The sequence below is a fragment of the Pseudomonas sp. Sample_20 genome, assembly GCF_004307585.1.
Classification (GTDB): domain Bacteria; phylum Pseudomonadota; class Gammaproteobacteria; order Pseudomonadales; family Pseudomonadaceae; genus Aquipseudomonas; species Aquipseudomonas atacamensis.
In genome coordinates this window covers 40,014-60,805 of record NZ_RCOA01000016.1, presented here as the reverse complement: position 1 = coordinate 60,805, position 20,792 = coordinate 40,014, and the positions used below count along the sequence as shown (strand labels likewise).

Annotated in this window: 14 protein-coding genes; 8 read left to right on the top strand and 6 right to left on the bottom strand. The window is 60.2% G+C overall.

Annotated elements, in window-relative coordinates; genetic code table 11:
* Positions 1 to 14 precede the first annotated feature (14 nt).
* Entirely contained in the window at positions 15 to 1,757 is a 1,743-nt protein-coding gene (locus tag D8U70_RS02365; protein ID WP_024011302.1) for a potassium/proton antiporter, read from the bottom strand.
* Between the two features lie 294 nt (positions 1,758 to 2,051).
* The gene (locus D8U70_RS02360; protein WP_130928228.1) at positions 2,052 to 3,677 is read right to left on the bottom strand and encodes a methyl-accepting chemotaxis protein; all 1,626 of its coding nucleotides are present in this window, start codon (positions 3,675 to 3,677) and stop codon (positions 2,052 to 2,054) included.
* A 277-nt stretch (positions 3,678 to 3,954) separates the two neighbouring features.
* Here D8U70_RS02360 and D8U70_RS02355 point away from each other — a divergent pair, with 277 nt between their 5' ends.
* From D8U70_RS02355 to D8U70_RS02345, 3 genes are all read left to right on the top strand, one after another.
* Entirely contained in the window at positions 3,955 to 4,185 is a 231-nt protein-coding gene (locus D8U70_RS02355) for a hypothetical protein (RefSeq protein ID WP_016772015.1), read from the top strand.
* Positions 4,182 to 4,484: a cell division protein ZapA gene (locus D8U70_RS02350; protein ID WP_073471627.1), complete on the top strand. Its 303-nt coding sequence runs from the start codon at positions 4,182 to 4,184 to the stop codon at positions 4,482 to 4,484. The genes D8U70_RS02355 and D8U70_RS02350 overlap by 4 nt, the downstream gene beginning before the upstream one ends.
* A 99-nt stretch (positions 4,485 to 4,583) precedes the next feature.
* Entirely contained in the window at positions 4,584 to 6,521 is a 1,938-nt protein-coding gene (locus D8U70_RS02345; RefSeq protein ID WP_130928227.1) for a methyl-accepting chemotaxis protein, read from the top strand.
* Between the two features lie 143 nt (positions 6,522 to 6,664).
* Here the strand turns inward: D8U70_RS02345 and D8U70_RS02340 are convergent, their stop codons facing one another.
* Both D8U70_RS02340 and putA read right to left on the bottom strand, forming a co-directional pair.
* Positions 6,665 to 8,467: an acyl-CoA dehydrogenase gene (locus D8U70_RS02340; protein WP_130928226.1), complete on the bottom strand. Its 1,803-nt coding sequence runs from the start codon at positions 8,465 to 8,467 to the stop codon at positions 6,665 to 6,667.
* Between the two features lie 260 nt (positions 8,468 to 8,727).
* Positions 8,728 to 12,681 (bottom strand): trifunctional transcriptional regulator/proline dehydrogenase/L-glutamate gamma-semialdehyde dehydrogenase, encoded by a 3,954-nt coding sequence (gene putA / locus D8U70_RS02335; protein WP_130928225.1) that lies wholly within the window; start codon positions 12,679 to 12,681, stop codon positions 8,728 to 8,730.
* A gap of 458 nt (positions 12,682 to 13,139) precedes the next feature.
* Here putA and putP point away from each other — a divergent pair, with 458 nt between their 5' ends.
* The 4 genes from putP to D8U70_RS02315 all read left to right on the top strand — a co-directional run bounded on the left by putP (position 13,140) and on the right by D8U70_RS02315 (position 18,245).
* Positions 13,140 to 14,624, top strand: a complete 1,485-nt coding sequence (gene putP / locus D8U70_RS02330; protein ID WP_016772011.1) for a sodium/proline symporter PutP — start codon at positions 13,140 to 13,142, stop codon at positions 14,622 to 14,624.
* Positions 14,625 to 14,874: 250 nt separating this feature from the next.
* The gene (gene tssI, locus D8U70_RS02325) at positions 14,875 to 16,890 is read left to right on the top strand and encodes a type VI secretion system tip protein TssI/VgrG (RefSeq protein ID WP_130928224.1); all 2,016 of its coding nucleotides are present in this window, start codon (positions 14,875 to 14,877) and stop codon (positions 16,888 to 16,890) included.
* On the top strand, positions 16,880 to 17,593 hold the full coding sequence (locus tag D8U70_RS02320; protein ID WP_130928223.1) for a DUF4123 domain-containing protein: 714 nt from the start codon (positions 16,880 to 16,882) through the stop codon (positions 17,591 to 17,593). The genes tssI and D8U70_RS02320 overlap by 11 nt, the downstream gene beginning before the upstream one ends.
* A 331-nt stretch (positions 17,594 to 17,924) precedes the next feature.
* On the top strand, positions 17,925 to 18,245 hold the full coding sequence (locus tag D8U70_RS02315) for a hypothetical protein (protein WP_056787448.1): 321 nt from the start codon (positions 17,925 to 17,927) through the stop codon (positions 18,243 to 18,245).
* Between the two features lie 17 nt (positions 18,246 to 18,262).
* Here D8U70_RS02315 and D8U70_RS02310 read toward each other — a convergent pair whose 3' ends face one another.
* On the bottom strand, positions 18,263 to 18,694 hold the full coding sequence (locus D8U70_RS02310) for a hypothetical protein (RefSeq protein WP_122705078.1): 432 nt from the start codon (positions 18,692 to 18,694) through the stop codon (positions 18,263 to 18,265).
* Positions 18,695 to 19,101: 407 nt separating this feature from the next.
* Here D8U70_RS02310 and rlmJ point away from each other — a divergent pair, with 407 nt between their 5' ends.
* A complete protein-coding gene (gene rlmJ / locus D8U70_RS02305; protein ID WP_130928222.1) occupies positions 19,102 to 19,941 on the top strand; it encodes a 23S rRNA (adenine(2030)-N(6))-methyltransferase RlmJ in 840 nt (279 codons plus the stop codon).
* A gap of 127 nt (positions 19,942 to 20,068) precedes the next feature.
* On the opposite strand, the gene msrA is transcribed toward rlmJ, so the two are convergent.
* Positions 20,069 to 20,734, bottom strand: a complete 666-nt coding sequence (msrA, locus tag D8U70_RS02300) for a peptide-methionine (S)-S-oxide reductase MsrA (protein WP_122705076.1) — start codon at positions 20,732 to 20,734, stop codon at positions 20,069 to 20,071.
* Positions 20,735 to 20,792 lie beyond the last annotated feature (58 nt).

Genomic DNA, 20,792 nt, shown 5'->3' with positions numbered 1-20,792 from the left:
AGAGTGGGAGCAGTTTAGAGGAAGAGTCCGGGGCCCGGGCGACTTCCTTCGGGGAATCTGACGCCCACTTTGCCGATCTTGTTCCCGTCCATGACCGCCACCGTCCAGTGGGTGTTGTTCCACTCCACCTGGTCGCCGACGATGGGAGCACCCCCGACTTTTTGCGCAATGAACGCACCCAGGGTCATGTCCGGATCGATGCCTTCGGCCGGCAAGCCATACAGCGCTGCAACCGCTTTAAGCTGGGCGTCTCCTTCGAGCACGAAGTCGCCGAAGAAACGCAGATCGAGGCCGCGTTGCGGTGCCTGGCTGAACAGTTTGCCGAGGGCCGGCAAGTTGTGTTCATGGCCAATAACACACAGCAAATCATCGACTTCCAGCACCGTACTACCCGACGGATGGAGCAGTTGCTGGCCACGAAACAGCGCCGCGATGCGTGTGCCTTCGGGCATTTTCAACTCACGCAGGGGCGAACCGATGCACCATTTCTCCGCGCCGAGCTTGTAAACGAACAGTTCCCACTCGCTGGTGACGTGCACTTCCAGTGCCGCCCGGGAAATCGGCGCGGGTTCCGGCGGCACCGTCACCTTGAGCAGCTTGGCCACCCACGGCAGGCTCGTGCCCTGCACCAGCAGCGACACCAACACGATGAAGAACGCCAGATTGAAATACAACTGCGCTTGCGGCAGCCCGGCCATCAGCGGGAACACCGCGAGAATGATCGGCACCGCGCCGCGCAGGCCGACCCAGGAAATAAAGGCTTTTTCGCGACCGTGAAAGGCCTTGAACGGCAGCAGGCCGACCATCACCGACAGCGGCCGCGCGAAGAGAATCATCCACAGCGCCAGACCGAGGGCGGGCAGGGCGATCGGCAGCAGATCGTGGGGCGTGACCAGCAGGCCCAGCACCAGGAACATGCCGATCTGCGCCAGCCAGGCCATGCCGTCGAGCATGTGCAGAATGCCGTGGCGGCTGCGCACCGGGCGGTTGCCGATCACCAGACCGCACAGATAGACAGCGAGGAAGCCGCTGCCATGCAAGGCGTTGGTCAGCGCGAACACCACCAGACCGCCAGCAATGATCAGGATCGGATAGAGCCCGGCGGCGAGATTGATGCGATTGACCAGTTGCAGCATCACCCAACCGCCGCCCAGACCGATCACACCACCGATGCCGAATTCGCGGATCAGGTGGGTCAGCAGGCTCCAGTGCAGGCCGGTTTCGCCGCTGGCGAGCATGTCGATCAGGGTGACGGTGAGAAACACCGCCATCGGGTCGTTGCTGCCGGATTCGATTTCCAGACTGGCGCTGACCCGTTCGTTGAGGCCTTTACCGCCGAGCAGCGAGAACACCGCAGCGGCGTCGGTCGAACCGACGATGGCGCCGATCAGCAGGCCCTGAATCAGATTGAGGTCGAACAGCCACGCAGCGGCCATGCCGGTCAGCCCGGTGGTGATCAACACCCCGACCGTGGCCAGCGACAGCGCCGGCCACAAGGCCACGCGGAAACTCGACACCCGCGTACGCAAGCCGCCGTCGAGCAGGATCACTGCCAGGGCGAGGTTGCCGACCAGATAGGCCGTCGGGTAGTTATCGAAAATGATCCCGCCACCATCGACCCCGGCAGCCATGCCGACCGCGAGAATGATGACCAGAATCGGAATGCCGAGACGTGAAGAAAGAGAACTGACAAGAATGCTTGCGCCTACCAGCAACGCGCCGATCAAGAACAGGCTGTTGATGGTCGTCGCATTCAAAGGCAGTACTCCAGAAGCGTAAAGACGAGGCACAAACTGACCATGCAGTCTGCGTGCCAGCGATTCTAACCTGTTGAAATGTGATGCTGTCAAAAAGCTTTTCTGCAGAATCACCCTGGAAATGCGGCGAGTGATGACTGTGGCGAGGGGATTCATCCCCGTTCGGCGGCGCAGCCGTCGTAAAACCGCTGTACGCGGATCCTTAAAGGGAACCGCATACGCTGCTTTTGGGGCGGCTTCGCCACCCAACGGGGATAAATCCCCTCACCACAGGGGAAGCTCCAGCGAGGTGTGTTACAGGCTGAACCGCCCAACCATGTTGTTCAGATCCAGCGCCAACCGCGACAGCTCATTGCTTGCTGCGCTGGTCTGATTGGCGCCGGTCGCCGATTGCACCGACAGATCGCGGATGTTGACCAGATTGCGATCGACTTCCCGCGCCACCTGCGCCTGCTCTTCGGCGGCGCTGGCGATGACCAGGTTGCGCTCGTTGATTTCGACGATGGCGCTGTTGATGGTGTCCAGCGACATCCCGGCGCCACGGGCGATGTTCAGCGTCGATTCGGCGCGCTCGGTGCTGTTGCGCATCGAATCCACGGCGTGTTCGGTGCCGCTCTGGATGCTGCCGATCATGCGTTCGATTTCGCTGGTCGACTGCTGGGTGCGATGGGCCAGAGCGCGCACTTCGTCCGCCACTACGGCGAAACCACGCCCGGCCTCACCGGCGCGCGCCGCTTCGATCGCTGCGTTCAATGCCAGCAGGTTGGTCTGGTCGGCGAGGCCACGAATCACGTCGAGCACCTTGCCGATGTCGCGGGACTCATTGGCCAGGGCGCCGATCAGCGACGCGGTGCTCTGCACATCGGCGCTCATGCGTTCGATGGCGCTGACGGTTTCCTGCACCAGATCACGACCGTCGCCCGCCGAAGTGGTGGCGTTTTTCGAGGCTTCCGAAGTGCTGACCGCGTTGCGCGCGACCTCTTCGACAGCGCTGGTCATCTCATTGACCGCAGTGGCGGCCTGCTCGATTTCGTTGTTCTGCTGGGTCAGGCCGCGAGCACTTTCATCGGTGACGCTGTTCAGCTCTTCCGCAGCGGACGCAAGCTGTGTGGCCGAACCGGAGATGCGCTGCAGGGTGTCGCGCAGCTTCGATTGCATCTTCGCCATCGCCGCCAGCAGGCGCCCGGCTTCATCTTCGCCATCGACATGGATCGGCTGGGTGAGGTTGCCTTCGGCGATGGTTTCCGCCGCCTCGAGTGCCTTGGAAATCGGCTTGGTAATGCTCACGGTCAGCAACCAGGCGAACAGCAGGGTTAGGCCGCTGGCGATCACCAGCAGGGTCACCACCAGATTGAACGACAGCGAGTACTGATCCTTCGCGCCCTGATCAGTCTCGGCGATCTGCTGGGTGTTGATATCCAGCAAGCGCGCCAGCGCGGTATTCACCGCTTCCGAATTGCTCAGCAAATCGCTGTTGAGCATCTGCCGCAACTCGTCGATCTGATTGTTGCGCGACAGGGTTTTCATGCGCTCTTCGAGCTGACGGTACTGCGCCAGCAATTGCACGTACTGATCGTACGCCGCACGTTCCTGCGGGCCTTCGATCAGTGGCTCGTATGCGCGTTGCGCATCGGCGATCTGGCGATTGCGCAGGTCGAACAGCTCGATGGTTTTCTGCTGCACGTCGGGTTCGCGGTTGATCAGCAAACGATAGGACAGCACGCGCAGGCGCAGGGTCAGCTGGGTGAATTCGTCGAGGGCCTTGATCGATGGCACGCTGGCGGTGGCGATGTCTTCGCCGGCCGCGCGGATCTTGCTCATCTGATTCAGCGCAAACACGCCGAGAATCAACATCAGGCCGCCGATCAGGGCGAAGCCGGTGAACGCCCGTGGGGCGATATTCATATTGCGAAGGGACATGGGCGGATACCGAAAAGGGCCGCATCCATGCGGGCTGAGACTGCTGTATGGGTGACTTATCGGTCATACGACTAAAGTCTTGAGGTGGTGTGCGTATTTGTCGCAGACAGGCTTGAGCGACGAAGTGCAGGAACCAGATCGACCAATCACAGTCTTTTAAACTCGCGAGAAGCTTCGCCACCCAGGAAAATCAAGGCCTTGCGCCGGTTTAACCCTGGCATCCGTGGTGACTTTTCTTTATCGTACGCGCCCTTTGAAAAACGCTTGGAAGATCAAAATGTTGGAAGCATCCCTCAGCCAATTGGAACAGCTCGTCAGCGACCTGGTGCAACAGAACCAGACCTTGCTGCAGACCAACCAGACCCTGTCCACGGAACTGGCCCAGGCCAAGGATGAAAACGAAAACCTGCAGCTGAACCTGATGGAGCAGGAAGAAAAACACGGCGCCACCGCCGCGCGCATCCAAGCGCTGGTTGATCGCGTCAATGCCGGTCCTGTCAGCGCATGAACCACGGCACAGCAGGGGTAAAAGTCATCTCCATTCTCGGCGAGGACTATTCGATCAAGGCACCGGCCGGGGAAGAACAGACCCTGCTGGACGCGGCGATGATGCTCAAGGCAGCGCTGGAAGACACCAAGCGCAAATACCCGACGCTGATCGGCGACCGTTTGCTGGTGCTGGCTGCGATGAATCTGTGCTCGCAGCAGATCGAAATGAAGAAGCAGCACAAAGCAGAACTCGAGCGTTATCAAGAGCAAGTCAGCGCCACGGTCGAGACCATTGCCAAGACCATCAGTCAGGGCTGATGAGGTTGCGCACAACCAGGGAATAGATTGTCGGTTGGTTTGTATACAATCGGCACGGCTGTTGCAGTGTTTCGGCCACTTATTCCTTGGGGGTGCTCCATGCAGTGGTGGCGACGCAGTATTCAGTGGCAGTTGATTCTCGGCATGGGCACGGCCCTGCTGATCAGCATCGTGATCGTGGTTGGCATTTATACCCTGGTGGTCAACCGCCTCGCCCAGAGCTATCTGGTCGAACAAGCGCTGCCGTCGAGTATCGAAGCGACGCGCAACGATATCGAACGCATCCTCATACAACCGCTCACCGCCGCCAAGGACATCGCCAGCAACACCATGGTGCGTGACTGGCTGGCGACAGGCGAGGACAGCAGCAAAACTGCGCTCTTCGCCCAGTATCTGGAAGGCATCCGCGCCGAACACAAGGCCTTCACTGCGCTGATCATCGGCACCGAATCCAATCACTACATCACCGAAAAAGGCCTGGACCGCACCCTCAGTCGCGCGAAACCGGCCGACGCCTGGTTCTATTCCTTTCTCGACAGCAATCAGCCGCGCACCCTCAATATCGACAACGACGGCGCCACTGGCGAGCTGGCCCTGTTCATCGATCTGAAGGTCGAGCAGGCCGGTAAAGTTGTCGGTGTCGCCGGGCTCGGGCTGAGCATGAAAGAGCTATCGGAGCTGATCCACAATTTCAGTTTCGGTGAACGCGGCAAGGTCTATCTCGTGCGTTCCGACGGTCTGATTCAGGTCCATCCTGAGGCGCAGTTCAGCGGTAAACGCACCTTGACCGAGCAGATCGGTACCAATGCGGCGCAAGCGCTGATGGGGCACAAGGATGCGGTCAACAGCAGCTTCCAGCGCGACGGTGAAGACTTCCTCGCCTTCAGCCTGCCGCTGCGCGATCTCGGCTGGACGCTGGTGGCCGAAGTGCCGCAGTCGCAGATCTACGCCGAAGCACGGAAAGCGATGTGGATGAGTGGCGGCATCGGTCTGGTGGTGGCGTTGGTCTGCCTGGCGTTGGTGGTGTGGCTGGCGCAGGGGCTGGTGCGACCGATTCGACAAGTAACACGGGCGCTGGTGGCCATCGGTAGCGGTGGTGGAGATTTGACTCACCGGTTAGATTCCAGCCGTGCCGATGAGCTGGGCGACCTCGCGCGCGGCTTCAACCGTTTCCTCGACAGCCAGCGCGCGATGATCGGCGAAGTGCTGACCACCAGCGAGCGCCTGCGCACGGCCGTAGGGCAAGTGGCGACGGTGGTGGACAACACCGCCGAGCGTTCCGGCCGGCAGCAGGAAATGACCGACATGGTAGCCACCGCCGTCCACGAAATGGGCCTGACCGTGCAGGAGATCGCGCAGAATGCTGGCAACGCCGCGCTTGCCTCGCAAACCGCGCGCGATGAGGCGTTGCAGGCACGGGAAGTGGTCGGTGGCTCGATCCGTCATATCGAAAGCATGTCCGATGAGATCGGCTTAGCGGCGGGCGCAGTGGGTGAGCTGGCGCAGCAAGTGGCGTCGATCGATTCGGTGCTGGCGGTGATTCGTGGCGTTTCCGAACAGACCAATCTGCTCGCACTCAACGCCGCCATCGAAGCCGCCCGCGCTGGCGACATGGGCCGTGGCTTCGCGGTGGTCGCCGATGAAGTGCGCACCCTCGCGCGCAGGACCCAGGCCTCGACCGACGAAATTCAACTGATGATCGGCAGCCTCAAGCAAGGCGCGGAAAACGCCGTGTCATCGATGCGCACCGGCCAGGCCGCGACCGGCACCGGGGTTGAATCGAGCCAGCGTACCGGCGCGTCGCTGACGGCGATCACCGGTCAGGTCGAGCGCATCAGCGATATGAACCATCAGGTGGCGACGGCAACCGAAGAGCAGTCGGCGGTGACTGAAGAGATCAACCGCAACGTGCAGGGGATTTCCGATCTGGCACGGGCGACGGCGGGGGAGGTCAGGGCTTGTCGCGAAGACTGCCAGATGTTGCAGAAGCTGGCGGATGATCTGGCGCGGCAGATGGGTGGGTTCAAGTTGAGTTGAAGCTGTATCGCCTGAGCTGACGCCTTCGCGAGCAGGCTCGCTCCCACATTGGATTCGGCGTGTTCACGCGTCCTGTGAACATCACCTGTCCTGTGGGAGCGAGCCTGCTCGCGAATGGTTTCAGTCGCTAAACAACTTGCAGATCAGAACCACTCCTCCCGCATCCCCAGACACGTATCATCCCGCGCCTCCAGCAAGTCCAGCTCATGCTGGCAACCCGGCACTTCCCATGTCAGGAAATACCGCGCCGCCTGCAACTTGCCCTTATAGAAGTCGACATCCGCCGAATTGCCTTTGGCCAGGCCTTCCTCGGCGCGGATCGCCTGCTCCAGCCAGCGCCAGCCGATCACTGCGTGGCCGAACACTTTCAAGTACAGCGCCGAGTTCGCCAGGCTGCTGTTGATCTTGCCTTGGGCCAGATCGGTGAGCAGGCCGATGGTCACGGTTTGCAAGCGGGCCACGAGTTTTTCCAGCGGTTCGCGCAGGGTGGTCAACGAATCGTATGCAGTGGCACGTTCGGCCGTGTTGGCGATCAATCGAATCAGCTGCTTGAGACCGGCGCCACCGTTCTGCGCCAATTTGCGCCCGAGCAAATCCAGCGACTGGATGCCGTGGGTGCCTTCGTGGATCGGATTCAAGCGGTTGTCGCGGTAGTACTGCTCCACCGGGTACTCACGGGTGTAGCCGTGGCCGCCAAGAATCTGGATCGCCAGTTCGTTGGCTTTGAGGCAGAACTCCGAAGGCCAGGATTTGACGATGGGCGTCAGCAGGTCCAGCAGCTCATGAGCCTGTTTGCGTTCGGCTTCGGTTTCCAGCGTGGTGGTGTCATCGAACAAACGCGCGGCATACAGGCCGAGGTCAAATGCCCCTTCGACGTAGGATTTCTGCGTCAGCAACATGCGTCTGACGTCCGCGTGCTGAATGATCGCCACCGGCGCTGTGCTTGGATCCTTGCTGTCCGGCACCCGGCCCTGCGGCCGCTCACGCGCATATTCCAGCGAATACAGGTAACCGGCATAGCCGAGCATCACCGCGCCCATGCCGACGCCGATTCGTGCTTCGTTCATCATCTGGAACATGTAGCTCAAACCGTGGTGCGGTTTGCCTACCAGATAGCCGACGCACTCGCCGTTATCGCCGAAGTTAAGCGCCGTCGATGTGGTGCCGCGCCAGCCCATCTTGTGGAACAAGCCGGCGAGCAGCACGTCGTTGCGCTGGCCGAGGCTGCCGTCGTCGTTGACCAGAAACTTCGGCACGATAAACAGCGAAATACCTTTCACCCCCGGTGGGGCGTCGGGCAGTTTGGCCAGAACCATGTGCACGATGTTTTCCGACAGCGGATGGTCGCCACCGGAAATGAAAATCTTGTTGCCCTTCAGGCGATAGGTGCCGTCGGATGCAGGCTCGGCGCGGGTACGAATATCCGACAGTGACGAACCGGCATGCGGCTCGGTCAGGGCCATGGTGCCGAAGAAGCGTCCGTCGATCATCGGTTGCAGGAAGCGCTGTTTCTGCTCTTCGCTGCCGAAGCTCTCGATCAGATTGGCCGCGCCCATGGTCAGGAACGGGTACGAGGTCGACGCTGCGTTGGCGGACTGAAAGTGAGCGAAGCAGGCTTGCGACAGCAGGGTCGGTAATTGCATGCCGCCCGCTTCAAAACTGCGTGCGGCGTTAAGAAATCCTGCCTCGAGAAAGGCATCCACCGCCGGTTTCACTTCGGGAATCAGAATGGCCTGGCCATCTTCATAGCGCGGCTCGTTTTCATCGCCCTTGCGGTTGTGCGGGGCGAAATACTTTTCGGCGATGTTGCGCGCGGTGCCGATGGCGGCGTCGAAGGTCTCGCGATTGTGCTCGGCAAAGCGCTCGCGCCGGGTCAGGCCCTCGGCATCGAGGACTTCGTACAGCTCGAAAGCCAGATTGCGGGAACTGAGCAGCGTCTCGGACATGGCGGCCTACCTGGAAATTGGGGTTGGGCCGAGTCTAGGCGTGCTGATAAAGACTGAACAGGATGATTGATAAGCGTGATGTTGGAGCCGCGCGCGGACTTAACAAGCGCCGAAAACAACTGTGGGAGCTGGCTTGCCAGCGATGGCGGCAGTTCAGTCAACATTGATGGTTGACTGAAAAATCGCTATCGCTGGCAAGCCAGCTCCCACAGGGATTGTTGCTATGCCGGACACCTATGCAGGTGCCCGGTTTATCGGGTTTAACCGATCGTCATCAAGCTGGCATTACCCCCCGCCGCAGCGGTGTTAACGCTCAATGCCCGTTCGATCACCAGACGCTCCAGGGCAATGTTGGTCTCGCCCTGGGACAGGCCCTGAACGCCAACGATTGCACCGCCACGCTGGGCGATCTGCTGGCAGACGCCGCGCAACTGGTCGGAGTGGCCGTGATGCAGCACGGCATCGAACACCACTTCGTCCTTGTTCCAGTCGGCAACGCGTTTGATCCGCGCCTGCACTTCCTTCGGCAGACGGGCGAACAACGACTTGGTCAGCTCGGTTTCCGGCCACACCGCCGAACCGCCCACCGCCAGCACCGCCGCCAGTTGCGTCAGCAGATCACCTTCAACTTCCGCCAGGCACAGCACGTGCTCGCGCGGCAGGATCGCGTAGCTGTTTTTCTCGCCGGTGGGACCTGCCAGCACCCGGGTGATGCCGCTCTGCGATTGCGCTGCGTATTGCACGCACAGGGTGCTCAGGTCGGCGAACTTGTTGTTGTCGGCCCAGGCTTTCAGCGCGTTCAACGATTGGCTCATGGCATCGCGCAAACGCACGTCCGGGGCGACGATGGCATCACCGCGCGCGAAGGATTGCTCGATGGCGTCGCTCGGGCGCGTCGACAGCAGGCGGTACAGATACAGCGGGCCGCCGGCTTTCGGGCCAGTACCCGACAGGCCTTCGCCGCCGAATGGCTGCACGCCGACCACGGCACCGACGATGTTGCGGTTGACGTAGACGTTACCGGCGTTGACGTTGTCGATCACCTTGGCGATGGTCTCGTCGATGCGCGTGTGCACGCCCAGCGTCAGGCCATAACCGGAGGCATTGATCTGGCCGATCAGTTGATCCAGCTCTTTGCGCTTGTAGCGCACCACGTGCAGTACCGGGCCGAAGATTTCGCGTTGCAGTTCGTCGAAGCTTTCCAGCTCGATCAGGGTCGGCATGACGAAGGTGCCGCGCTTGACCTCTTCACTGTCGGCAATCGCAACCTGGTAAACATTGCGACCTTTGTCGCGCATGCCCTGGATGTGCTTGTCGATGCCCGCCTTGGCTTCGGCGTCGATCACCGGGCCGATGTCCACGGACAGACGCTCCGGGTTGCCGAGACGGCTTTCGGCCATGGCACCTTTGAGCATTTCGATGACGCGATCGGCGGAATCTTCCTGCAGGCACAGTACCCGCAGCGCCGAGCAGCGCTGACCGGCACTGTCGAAGGCCGACGACACCACGTCGATCACCACTTGTTCAGTCAACGCCGAGGAATCGACGATCATCGCGTTCTGGCCACCGGTTTCGGCGATCAGCGGAATCGGACGGCCCTGGCTGTCGAGACGGCCAGCGATGTTGCGTTGCAGCAAGCGCGCGACTTCGGTGGAACCAGTGAACATCACGCCTTTGACGCGTTCGTCACCGACCAGACCGGCGCCGACGGTTTCACCACGGCCCGGCAGCAGTTGCAGCACGCCTTCCGGGATGCCGGCTTCGAGCATCAGGCGCACGGCTTGAGCGGCGACCAGCGGAGTCTGCTCAGCCGGTTTGGCCAGTACCGGGTTGCCTGCGGCCAATGCCGCAGCGACTTGGCCGCTGAAGATTGCCAGCGGGAAGTTCCACGGGCTGATGCACACCACCGGACCGAGTGGGCGGTGGGCGTCGTTGCTGAAATCGTTGCGCGCCTGCACTGCGTAATAACGCAGGAAATCGACGGCTTCGCGGACTTCGGCGATGGCGTTTGCGTAGGTCTTGCCGGCTTCGCGAGCCAACAGGCCCATCAGCGGCTGGATCTCGCCTTCCATCAAGTCAGCGGCACGTTCCAGAATTGCCGCACGTTCGGCCGGCGGGGTGGCCTGCCAGATCGGCGCGGCGTTCAGCGCGCATTGAATGGCGTTGTCGACGTCTTCGACGGTAGCTTCTTGAACGTGACCGACCACATCGCGGTGATCGGACGGGTTCAGCACCGCAACCGGCGTTTCGTTGCTGGAGGCGCAACCGAGCATCGGCGCGGCTTTCCAGTCATTGTGCGCGGTGGCGAGCAGGGCGCAGGACAGCGAGGCCAAGCGATGTTCGTTGGCCATGTCGATGCCGCTGGAGTTGGCGCGCTCGGCACCGTACAGATCACGCGGCAGCGGAATGCGCGGGTGCGGCAGGCCGAAACCGCCTTCCACGGTGGCCATCTGCTCGATCTGTGCCACCGGATCGGCCACCAGTTCCTGAATCGAAATCGACTGGTCGGCGATGCGGTTGACGAACGAAGTGTTCGCGCCGTTTTCCAGCAAGCGACGTACGAGGTAAGCCAGCAGGGTTTCGTGAGTGCCGACCGGTGCGTACACGCGGCACGGACGGTTCAGCTTGCCCTCGGAAACCTTGCCGACAACCTGCTCGTAGAGCGGTTCGCCCATGCCGTGCAGGCACTGGAATTCGTACTGGCCCGGGTAATAGTTCTGACCGGCGATGTGGTAAATGGCCGACAGGGTGTGGGCGTTGTGCGTGGCGAATTGCGGGTAGATGACTTCCGGCACCGACAGCAGTTTGCGTGCGCAAGCAATGTAGGAAACGTCGGTGTACACCTTGCGGGTGTAGACCGGATAGCCTTCCAGACCCTCGACCTGGGCGCGTTTGATTTCGCTGTCCCAGTACGCGCCTTTCACCAGGCGGATCATCAGGCGATGACGGCTGCGGCGAGCCAGATCGATCACGTAGTCGATCACGTACGGGCAACGCTTCTGGTAAGCCTGGATAACGAAACCGATGCCGTTCCAGCCAGTCAGTTGCGGCTCGAAGCACAGACGTTCGAGCAGATCCAGCGACAGCTCGAGGCGGTCGGCTTCTTCGGCGTCGATGTTCAGGCCGATGTCGTATTGCTTGGCCAGCAGGGTCAGCGACAGCAGACGCGGGTACAGCTCGTCCATCACCCGCTCGTACTGCGCACGGCTGTAACGCGGGTGCAGTGCCGAGAGCTTGATGGAAATGCCCGGGCCTTCATAAATCCCACGTCCGTGGGACGCTTTGCCGATCGAGTGGATCGCCTGTTCGTACGAGGCCAGGTATTTCTGTGCGTCGACTTCGGTGAGTGCCGCTTCACCGAGCATGTCGTAGGAATAACGGAAGCCCTTGGCTTCGAACTTGCTCGCATTGGCCAGCGCTTCGGCGATGGTTTCGCCGGTCACGAACTGCTCGCCCATCAGACGCATGGCCATGTCGACGCCCTTGCGGATCATCGGCTCGCCGCTCTTGCCGATGATGCGGCTCAGCGACGAAGTCAGGCCGGCTTCGTTGTGGGTGGAGACCAGTTTGCCAGTCAGCAGCAAGCCCCAGGTGGCGGCATTGACGAACAGCGAAGGGCTGTTGCCCAGGTGCGGATGCCAGTTGCCGGTGCTGATCTTGTCGCGGATCAGCGCATCGCGGGTGCCTTTGTCCGGGATGCGCAGCAGCGCTTCGGCCAGGCACATCAGCGCCACGCCTTCCTGGGACGAGAGGGAGAATTCCTGCAACAGACCTTGAACAATACCGGCACGACCGCCGGCACTTTTCTGGTTGCGCAGTTTTTCGGCGATGGTCGCGGCGAGTTTGTTGGTGGCTTCGGCCATCGGTGCCGGCAGGCGCGCCTGCTCGATCAGCATCGGCACCACTTCCGGCTCAGGGCGGCGGTAGGCGGCGGTGATCGAAGCACGCAGAACCGATTGCGGCAGGATGCTTTCAGCGAATTCGAGGAAGCATTGGTGAGCGTGATCGGTCTGCACTTCGCCTGCGTCATCGGCGTCTTTGGCGGTCAAACCGTTCAACTCGGTCAGGGTTGCACCACCCTCGAGTTTTTCCAGGTAATTGAAAATTGCCTGCTTGATCAGCCAGTGCGGCGTGCGATCAATCGAGGTTGCGGCAGCCTTCAGGCGCTCGCGGGTCGGGTCATCGAGTTTGACCCCAAGGGTGGTGGTAGCCATATTTTTATCCTCATGGTTGCCACAGTTGCGTGGCATCAGCTGGCCGCAAGATTAGCCGTGCGTTGAATGAGGTGCAACCGGGTGCAACCCTTTTTTTGCCGGAATAATACGCAGCTCGTCAGGAAATAATTTCTGGTACGAAAGTGCTGCTCCTGCTTGGTGCTTTTGCTTCTAGCAAAGAGCCATGACTGCCACAAAAGGGAGCAAAAACGGGGCGATCGTCGATTAATCCGACTGGGTGCAACTAATTCTCGCGAAACTGGTTGCACCTTATTTGCTTTGTTGCATAGCATTCGCCGCCAAGGTGCAACCGGGAATAACCCGGTGCATCGGCTGATGGCTTTCCTGGGGAAACATCAGTCTTAAATGCGCGGGATCCCGGATCGTCTGCCAAACGTCGTCGTTTGCGAGCGGTTCACCACCGCCGCTACATAAAAACAAAGCCAGGGCGTAACTCAATGAGCGTAAGCAATCCAACCCTGATCACGTTCGTGATCTACATCGCAGCAATGGTGCTGATCGGCTTGATGGCCTATCGCTCCACCAACAACCTTTCCGACTATATTCTCGGTGGTCGCAGCCTCGGCAGCGTCGTCACCGCGCTGTCTGCCGGTGCCTCCGACATGAGCGGCTGGTTGCTGATGGGCCTGCCGGGCGCCATCTACATGTCCGGTCTGTCCGAAAGCTGGATCGCCATCGGCCTGATCGTCGGTGCCTACCTGAACTGGCTGTTTGTCGCCGGCCGTCTGCGTGTGCAGACCGAGCACAACGGCGATGCCCTGACTCTGCCGGATTACTTTTCCAGCCGTTTCGAAGATAAAAGCGGCTTGCTGCGGATTATCTCGGCGATCGTGATTCTGGTGTTCTTTACCATCTATTGCGCTTCCGGCATCGTCGCCGGTGCCCGTCTGTTCGAAAGCACGTTCGGCATGACCTACGAAACGGCGCTGTGGGCCGGTGCTGCGGCGACGATTGCCTACACCTTCATCGGCGGTTTCCTCGCAGTGAGCTGGACCGACACCGTCCAAGCCACGCTGATGATCTTCGCGCTGATCCTTACGCCGATCATCGTCCTGCTGGCCACAGGCGGCGTTGACACCACGTTCCTCGCCATCGAAGCGCAAGATCCAAGCAACTTCGACATGCTCAAAGGCACCACCTTCATCGGCATCATCTCGCTGATGGGCTGGGGTCTGGGCTACTTCGGCCAGCCGCACATCCTCGCGCGTTTCATGGCGGCGGATTCGGTGAAATCGATCGCCAAGGCGCGTCGCATTTCCATGGCCTGGATGATCCTGTGCCTGGGCGGCACCGTTGCGGTGGGCTTCTTCGGTATCGCCTATTTCTCGGCGCACCCGGAAGTCGCCGGTCCTGTGACCGAGAACCCGGAGCGCGTGTTCATCGAACTGGCGAAAATCCTCTTCAACCCATGGGTAGCCGGTGTACTGCTGTCGGCCATTCTGGCTGCGGTGATGAGCACCCTGAGCTGCCAGTTGCTGGTGTGCTCGAGCGCCCTGACCGAAGACTTCTATAAAGCCTTCCTGCGCAAATCCGCTTCGCAACTGGAGCTGGTCTGGGTCGGTCGTGCCATGGTGCTGCTGGTAGCCCTGATTGCTATCGCGCTGGCTGCCAACCCGGAAAACCGCGTACTGGGCCTGGTGTCCTACGCCTGGGCCGGTTTCGGTGCTGCATTCGGTCCGGTGGTGCTTATTTCGGTGGTCTGGAAAGACATGACCCGCAACGGCGCACTGGCCGGTATTCTGGTCGGCGCGATCACCGTGGTGGTCTGGAAGCATTTCGAACTGCTGGGTCTGTACGAAATCATTCCGGGCTTCATCTTCGCCAGCCTGGCCATCTACTTTGTCAGCAAGGCGGGTGAACCGACTCGCGGCATGGTTGAGCGTTTCGAGGCAGCGGAAAAAGACTTCCATCTGAACAAGTGATGGACTGAGCTTCGGCTCACATGAAAACGGCCCGTTTCCTACAGGAAGCGGGCCGTTTTTTGTTGCCTGTAATTCTTCAACAACACAGGGTGGGTGGCAGGTTTGAGTGAATTGTCTGTAGTCGAACGGCCGAATTAACAAGGTCGTTTCAGCAAACCACGTAGGGCAAATCTGAATTTCCCGTCACCTGCTCAGCACCCCTTGCCCCTCATGCAGAATCGCCCGCCCTCACACTGCAGAGAGACATCGGATGTTCGCGCCTGCCAATCAACCGCGTTTCACGTTGACACTCGAAGGCGCCCGGCATGACCTCAAAGTCCTTGAGTTCACGGGCAGGGAAGCCATCAGCCAACCCTTTCGCTTCGAGCTGGAACTGGTCAGCGAGCGGCCGGACCTGGATCTGGAAAGCCTGCTGCATGGTCAGGCGTTTCTGAGTTTCGATGCTCAGGGTTGCGGTATTCATGGTCAGATCTATCAGGTCGGGCAGGGCGACTCCGGGAAACGTCTGACACGCTATCACCTCAGCCTTGTCCCGCGTCTGACGTATCTGGGGCATCGCATCAACCAGCGTATTTTTCAGCATCAGAGCGTGCCGCAGATCATCACGCAGATCCTCAAGGACCATTCGATCCTGCGCGATGCCTTTGAATTTCGCCTGGGCAGCGAATACCCGGAGCGCGAGTACTGCGTGCAATACGCCGAAAGCGATCTGGCCTTTATCCAGCGCCTGTGTGCCGAAGTCGGCATTCATTACCACTTTCAGCACAGCCCCGAAGGCCATTTGCTGGTGTTCGGCGACGACCAGACTGTGTTCCCCAAGCTGCCCGAGCCGACGCTGTATTTGCCGGGCAGCGGCATGTCGGCTGGCGCGCCGGCGATTCAACGGTTCAACGTGCGCGTGGAAACCCGCACCAGCGTCGTCACCCGGCGCGACTACAACTTCGAAAAACCACGCCTGTCTCTGGAAAGTCGCAGTGACGGCGAGCAGCGTCCGGTGCTGGAGGACTATCACTTCCCCGGCCAATTCAGTGATCGTGAAACCGGCAGACACCTGACGCGCCGTGCGCTGGAACGGCACGTTGCCGATTACCGTCAGGCCGAGGGCAGCAGCGACGAGTCTTCATTGGTCTGCGGGCATTTTCTGCAACTCACCGAGCATCCGCGCAGCGACTGGAATGATCTGTGGTTGCTCACCTGTGTCGAGCATCGCGGCCGTCAGCCGCAGGTGCTTGAGGAATCGGTGACCAGCGATGGCGAATCCTTCCAGGGCTACCGCAATACTTTCGTCGCCACGCCGTGGGACGTGGTCTTTCGTCCGGCGCTGTGCCTGGAAAAACCGCGCATGTCGGGCTATCAACCTGCCGTGGTCACCGGCCCGAAAGACCTGGAAATCCATTGCGATGAATATGGCCGGGTCAAAGTGCAACTGGCCTGGGATCGTGATGGCGAACTCAACGAGCACTCCAGTTGCTGGCTGCGCGTCGCGACCGGTTGGGCTCACGATCACTACGGCAGCGTGTTGATTCCGCGAGTCGGCATGGAAGTGCTGGTCGGCTTTATTGATGGCGATGCCGACAAGCCGCTGGTCATGGGTTGCCTGCCGAATGCGGCGACCCCGGTGCCGCTGGATCTGCCGGCAGACAAGACCCGAAGCGTGTTCCGCAGCCAGAGCAGCCCCGGCGGTGGCGGTTATAACGAACTGCGCATCGAGGATAAAAAAGGCGCCGAGGAAATCTACCTGCGTGCCCAGCGCAACTGGACCCAGCATGTGCTCAATGACCAGCAGTTGCAGGTTGATAATCAGCGCAGTGTGGTGGTCACAGGGACTGCCCGCCATGAACTCAAGGCCGACGAACAGCGCATCACCCACGGCCAGCGCCAGACCGAAGTCAGGCAGGATGATCATTTGTCCGTGCTCGGCGACCGACAGGTTCGGGTAAACAGCCAGGCCACCAGCGCCTCGGCGCAGATCCATATCAGCGCAGGCCAGCAAGTGGTCATTGATGGCGGCGCGAGCGCGACGATTCAGGCCGGCGGACAGTGGATCAACATCGGCCCCGGCGGAATTTTCAGCAGCGTGCCGATTGTTGTGGGTGGCTCGCCAATGGCGGCAACGAGTGCGGCACCGGTGGTGCCGGGCTTGCCAGAGAAACTGGCCGCTGCGCCGGCGGCGGTTCTCACCGCGGCACAGATCATGAGTCTCAAAGGTGATGCACCTTTCTGCGAAGAGTGTGAGCGGTGCAAGGACGGTGTCTGTGCAGCCTGAACAAATGACGCCCGAACAATGGCTGGCACGGCAGCCGCTGCATGCGTCGGAACAACTGTTCGCCATTTTCAGTCGCGCCAGCGACGCCAATGCGTTCAAAGCCTGGCAGGGCACAGCGAATCCAGTCTGGGCCGAGACCATTTATGCCGAGTGGGACGCGGTGATGCCCTATGTGGGAATTGTCGCTGCGGACAGTGAGTTTTTACGTTGGGTGGCGGAAACAGAATCCCGGGATTGGGGATGGTTGGCGGTGTCTTCGGCGGATCTTGACGTGCTGGTCGAACATTTCCGCAGCCTGACTCAAGTGCTGATGCCGGACGGTAAAGCGGTGTTTTTTCGCTTTTGGGATGGTCGATTTCTGCGGCCTCTTTTGCACTCTGACGAGGTCATTCCCGCGCAATTGCTGCCAGTCGTTTCACGAGTCTTGATCAATGGCCAGGCCATTGAAATCGGGGGTCGTGCGCTGGTTTCGGGGCGGGTCTTCCCGTGGTGGAGCGTGCCGCAATCGTTGTTGGCGCAGACTGATGCAAGCGTACGCATCGCCAATGCTTTGCAATGGCTGAGCGAGGAGCAACCGGCCGTGTTCGAGGCGTTTCCCGAGGCTGTTTTGCGCTGCAAGGTCGGGCAGTTTTTCAAATTATCGATGTCGGAAGATTCGTCACGATCGGCGCTTCTGGAGTTTTTGCTGGCAGAGACAGAGTGAAATTTCGGGGCAAACGCTTCGGACGTTTCCTTCGAATCGCGGCGGTTTTCATGAACTGGTGCGTGGTGGGTTGCAGGGATAGTCTTTTCATTGTCACCGCGAGAGTGGTGGCAGGGTGAAGGATTCCCGCATTCATGACGTTACAGTTCGTTGGCTTTTTGCGGCACTTGGTTCAAGTCCGTAAGATCGTTCGCGGTGGCTGTGCGTGGGGCACGCTTCGGCGTGGCCGAGGTCCATGATTGCTCGGTTCCTACTCCCGCGCACAGCTGCCACCCTAACCCGTAGGAAGGTGTGATGGCGGCTCACGTTTATCAATCATGGGACCCGGAAAATGACCAATATGCATACTGATTCACCCTACGAAAAAATCACTCCTCACCCCGACAACCGCTTCATGGCCCTCACCGGCAATTGCAGCGACATGCCCAGCCTGTTCGTCGACACCCACGTGCCCCTCGACATCCTCATGGACGCCGCCAACCATCGCATCCGCGCCGTGGTCCAGGTCCTGGAAAACATGTGCATGCGCGGCTCGATCGAATGCGACTCCGTGATCCTCAGCGACTTCGCCCTGCTGTGCGCCATCCCATTGCGCGATGGCTGTGATGTGCTCGATGTCATCGGCAGACGCTTGCGCAGCATGCCCGCCTGAAAAAGATCAACAGATCGTTAATAGATATCAACGCGTCGGTCGGAAATGTACGCATCCTGAGTTTTGATAAAAATGTTGAACGCCTCGGAGTTGTAGACATGCAGGCACCCAAGAAACACTACTTTTTCATTCGAGTATTTGCTGTTTGAAGGTGTCTGCTCGTAAGCCGCCAACACGTAGTTTCGGGTTTCTTTATAGGGATCGTGCAGCACCTGCAGCGTGTCTTCATTTTGCAGGATGGTATGCATGCCTTTGCCCATGAACGAATAGGCATTGGCGGACAGTGCAATGTCTTTTTCCAGCGCTGAGCGTTCGTTGAATGGCTTCAGGATGCAGTGGCTCAGCCCGTAGTTCTTTAGTGTCTGGCGTGCCTGTTCAATGTGGGTTTCGTCGGCAAGGGCGAGGTATGGACTAAGAAGGCTGAGTAAACAGATGATCAGATATCGCATGAGTTTTTGACTTCCTGTCGTTCATGGTTTGCCAGTTTAACGCTATAAAAGCAAAGCCCCTCACCCTAGCCCTCTCCCAGAGGGAGAGGGGACTGACCGAGTTGTCTGGGTGATGTACGCCGACCTGCGACTTCAGTGGTGAACTCGCTTGGCCAAGCCTGGATGGTGGTGTTCTTTCTGGGGACTGGTCGTGTGACGACTTGCGACTTGCGCGCTTATCTACGCTTGGCCAAGCCTGAGATCAAGTCGATCACTCAGGTCGATGTAACTCGCAAGATCACCACCGTCAGTCCCCTCTCCCTCCGGGAGAGGGTTAGGGTGAGGGGCAGGCTTTTGTCCGCTCAGCCGCCAACCCCTGACTTGCCGCCCGGTAAAAGGTAAACTTTGCGGCCCTCGCAGGAGCAACCATGAATTATCGTCACGCCTTCCATGTCGGCAATCACGCCGATGTGTTCAAACACCTGACCTTGACCCGCCTCATCGCCCTGATGTCGCGCAAGGAGCAGCCGTTTGCCTATCTCGACACGCATGCCGGCATCGGTCTGTATGACTTGCAGGGCGATCAGGCCAATCGCACCGGCGAGTACCTGGAAGGCATTGCGCGGTTGTGGGCTCAGCCGGATCTGCCGGCGCTGACCGCCGACTACATGAAGGTGCTGCACGAGATGAACCCGGATGGCCAGTTGCGCTATTACCCGGGTTCGCCGGAGCTGGCACGGCGTCTGACGCGGCCGCAGGATCGGGTGATGCTCAACGAGAAGCATCCCGAAGATGGCGTGTTGCTCAAGGACAACATGGCCGGCGATCGTCGAGTGAAAGTGCATCTGGGCGAGGGCTGGCATGTGGCGCGGGCGATGTTGCCGGTGCAGGAAAAGCGCGCGGTGATGCTGATCGATCCGCCGTTCGAGCAACTGGACGAGATGCAGCGTTGCGCGGCGTCGATGAAAGAAGCCATCGGCCGCATGCGTCAGACCGTGGCTGCGATCTGGTATCCGGTGAAGGATCAGCGTGCACTGCGGCGTTTCTATCAGGACCTGGCAGGCACGGGTGCGCCGAAGTTGTTGCGCGTCGAGTTGCTGGTGCATCCGCTGGATACGCCGAACAGCCTGAACGGTTCCGGGCTGGCGATCGCCAATCCGCCGTGGGGGCTGGAAGAAGAATTGCGTGAGTTGCTGCCGTGGTTGTCGAAGAAGCTGGGGCAGACTCAGGGTGGCTGGCAGATGGATTGGCTGATTGCCGAGAGTTAATCACTGACTTATCGTTCCCACGCTCCGCGTGGGAATGCAGCCCGGGACGCTCCGCGTCCCAACAGCGGACGCAGAGCGTCCATTGAGGCATTCCCACGCAGAGCGTGGGAACGATCGGCCGGTGGGCTCAGTTGCCCGCCAGGCTCGCAGGCATGCACACGCCGGTGCCGCCAATCCCGCAGTAACCTTCAGGGTTTTTCGCCAGATACTGCTGGTGATACGCCTCGGCAAAGTACACGGGCGGGGCCTGGTCGATCTCGGTGCTGATTTCACCCAGACCGGCCTTGGCCAGTTCCGCCTGATACACGTCTTTGCTTTTCAGTGCCGCATCCAGTTGCTCCGGGGTGGTGGCGTAGATCACTGAGCGGTACTGAGTGCCGATGTCGTTGCCCTGACGCATGCCCTGAGTCGGGTTGTGCAGTTCCCAGAACATCGCCAGCAGCTCTTCATAGCTGACCTGGGCCTTGTCATACACCACCAATACCACTTCGGCGTGCCCGGTCAGGCCCGAGCAGACCTCTTCGTACGTCGGGTTCGGCGTGAAGCCGCCGGCGTAACCGACGACTGTGCTGACCACGCCTTCGCGCTGCCAGAAACGTCGTTCCGCGCCCCAAAAGCAACCCAGACCGAAGATTGCAAAGTCGACGTCCTGAAAGAATGGACCGAGCAGCGGGGTGTCTTCGAAGACGAAGTGTTTTTCCGGCAGGATCATCGGGGTTTCGCGGCCGGGCAGGGCTTGTTCTTTGGTTGGAAGCACGTTTTTGTTCACCAGAATTTCCGAGCGCAGAACCATGAGCGTTCCTCTCAGTCAGGTTGGAGGTAAAAAGTCAGACCGCCAGTGTGCCGAATGA

Coding starts and splice junctions, on each gene's coding strand:
- D8U70_RS02360 (WP_130928228.1), bottom strand. CDS start 3,677: ATGTCCCTTCGCAATATGAATATCGCCCCACGGGCGTTCACCGGCTTC.
- D8U70_RS02355 (WP_016772015.1), top strand. CDS start 3,955: ATGTTGGAAGCATCCCTCAGCCAATTGGAACAGCTCGTCAGCGACCTG.
- D8U70_RS02350 (WP_073471627.1), top strand. CDS start 4,182: ATGAACCACGGCACAGCAGGGGTAAAAGTCATCTCCATTCTCGGCGAG.
- D8U70_RS02345 (WP_130928227.1), top strand. CDS start 4,584: ATGCAGTGGTGGCGACGCAGTATTCAGTGGCAGTTGATTCTCGGCATG.
- D8U70_RS02340 (WP_130928226.1), bottom strand. CDS start 8,467: ATGTCCGAGACGCTGCTCAGTTCCCGCAATCTGGCTTTCGAGCTGTAC.
- putA (WP_130928225.1), bottom strand. CDS start 12,681: ATGGCTACCACCACCCTTGGGGTCAAACTCGATGACCCGACCCGCGAG.
- putP (WP_016772011.1), top strand. CDS start 13,140: ATGAGCGTAAGCAATCCAACCCTGATCACGTTCGTGATCTACATCGCA.
- tssI (WP_130928224.1), top strand. CDS start 14,875: ATGTTCGCGCCTGCCAATCAACCGCGTTTCACGTTGACACTCGAAGGC.
- D8U70_RS02315 (WP_056787448.1), top strand. CDS start 17,925: ATGACCAATATGCATACTGATTCACCCTACGAAAAAATCACTCCTCAC.
- D8U70_RS02310 (WP_122705078.1), bottom strand. CDS start 18,694: ATGCGATATCTGATCATCTGTTTACTCAGCCTTCTTAGTCCATACCTC.
- rlmJ (WP_130928222.1), top strand. CDS start 19,102: ATGAATTATCGTCACGCCTTCCATGTCGGCAATCACGCCGATGTGTTC.
- msrA (WP_122705076.1), bottom strand. CDS start 20,734: ATGGTTCTGCGCTCGGAAATTCTGGTGAACAAAAACGTGCTTCCAACC.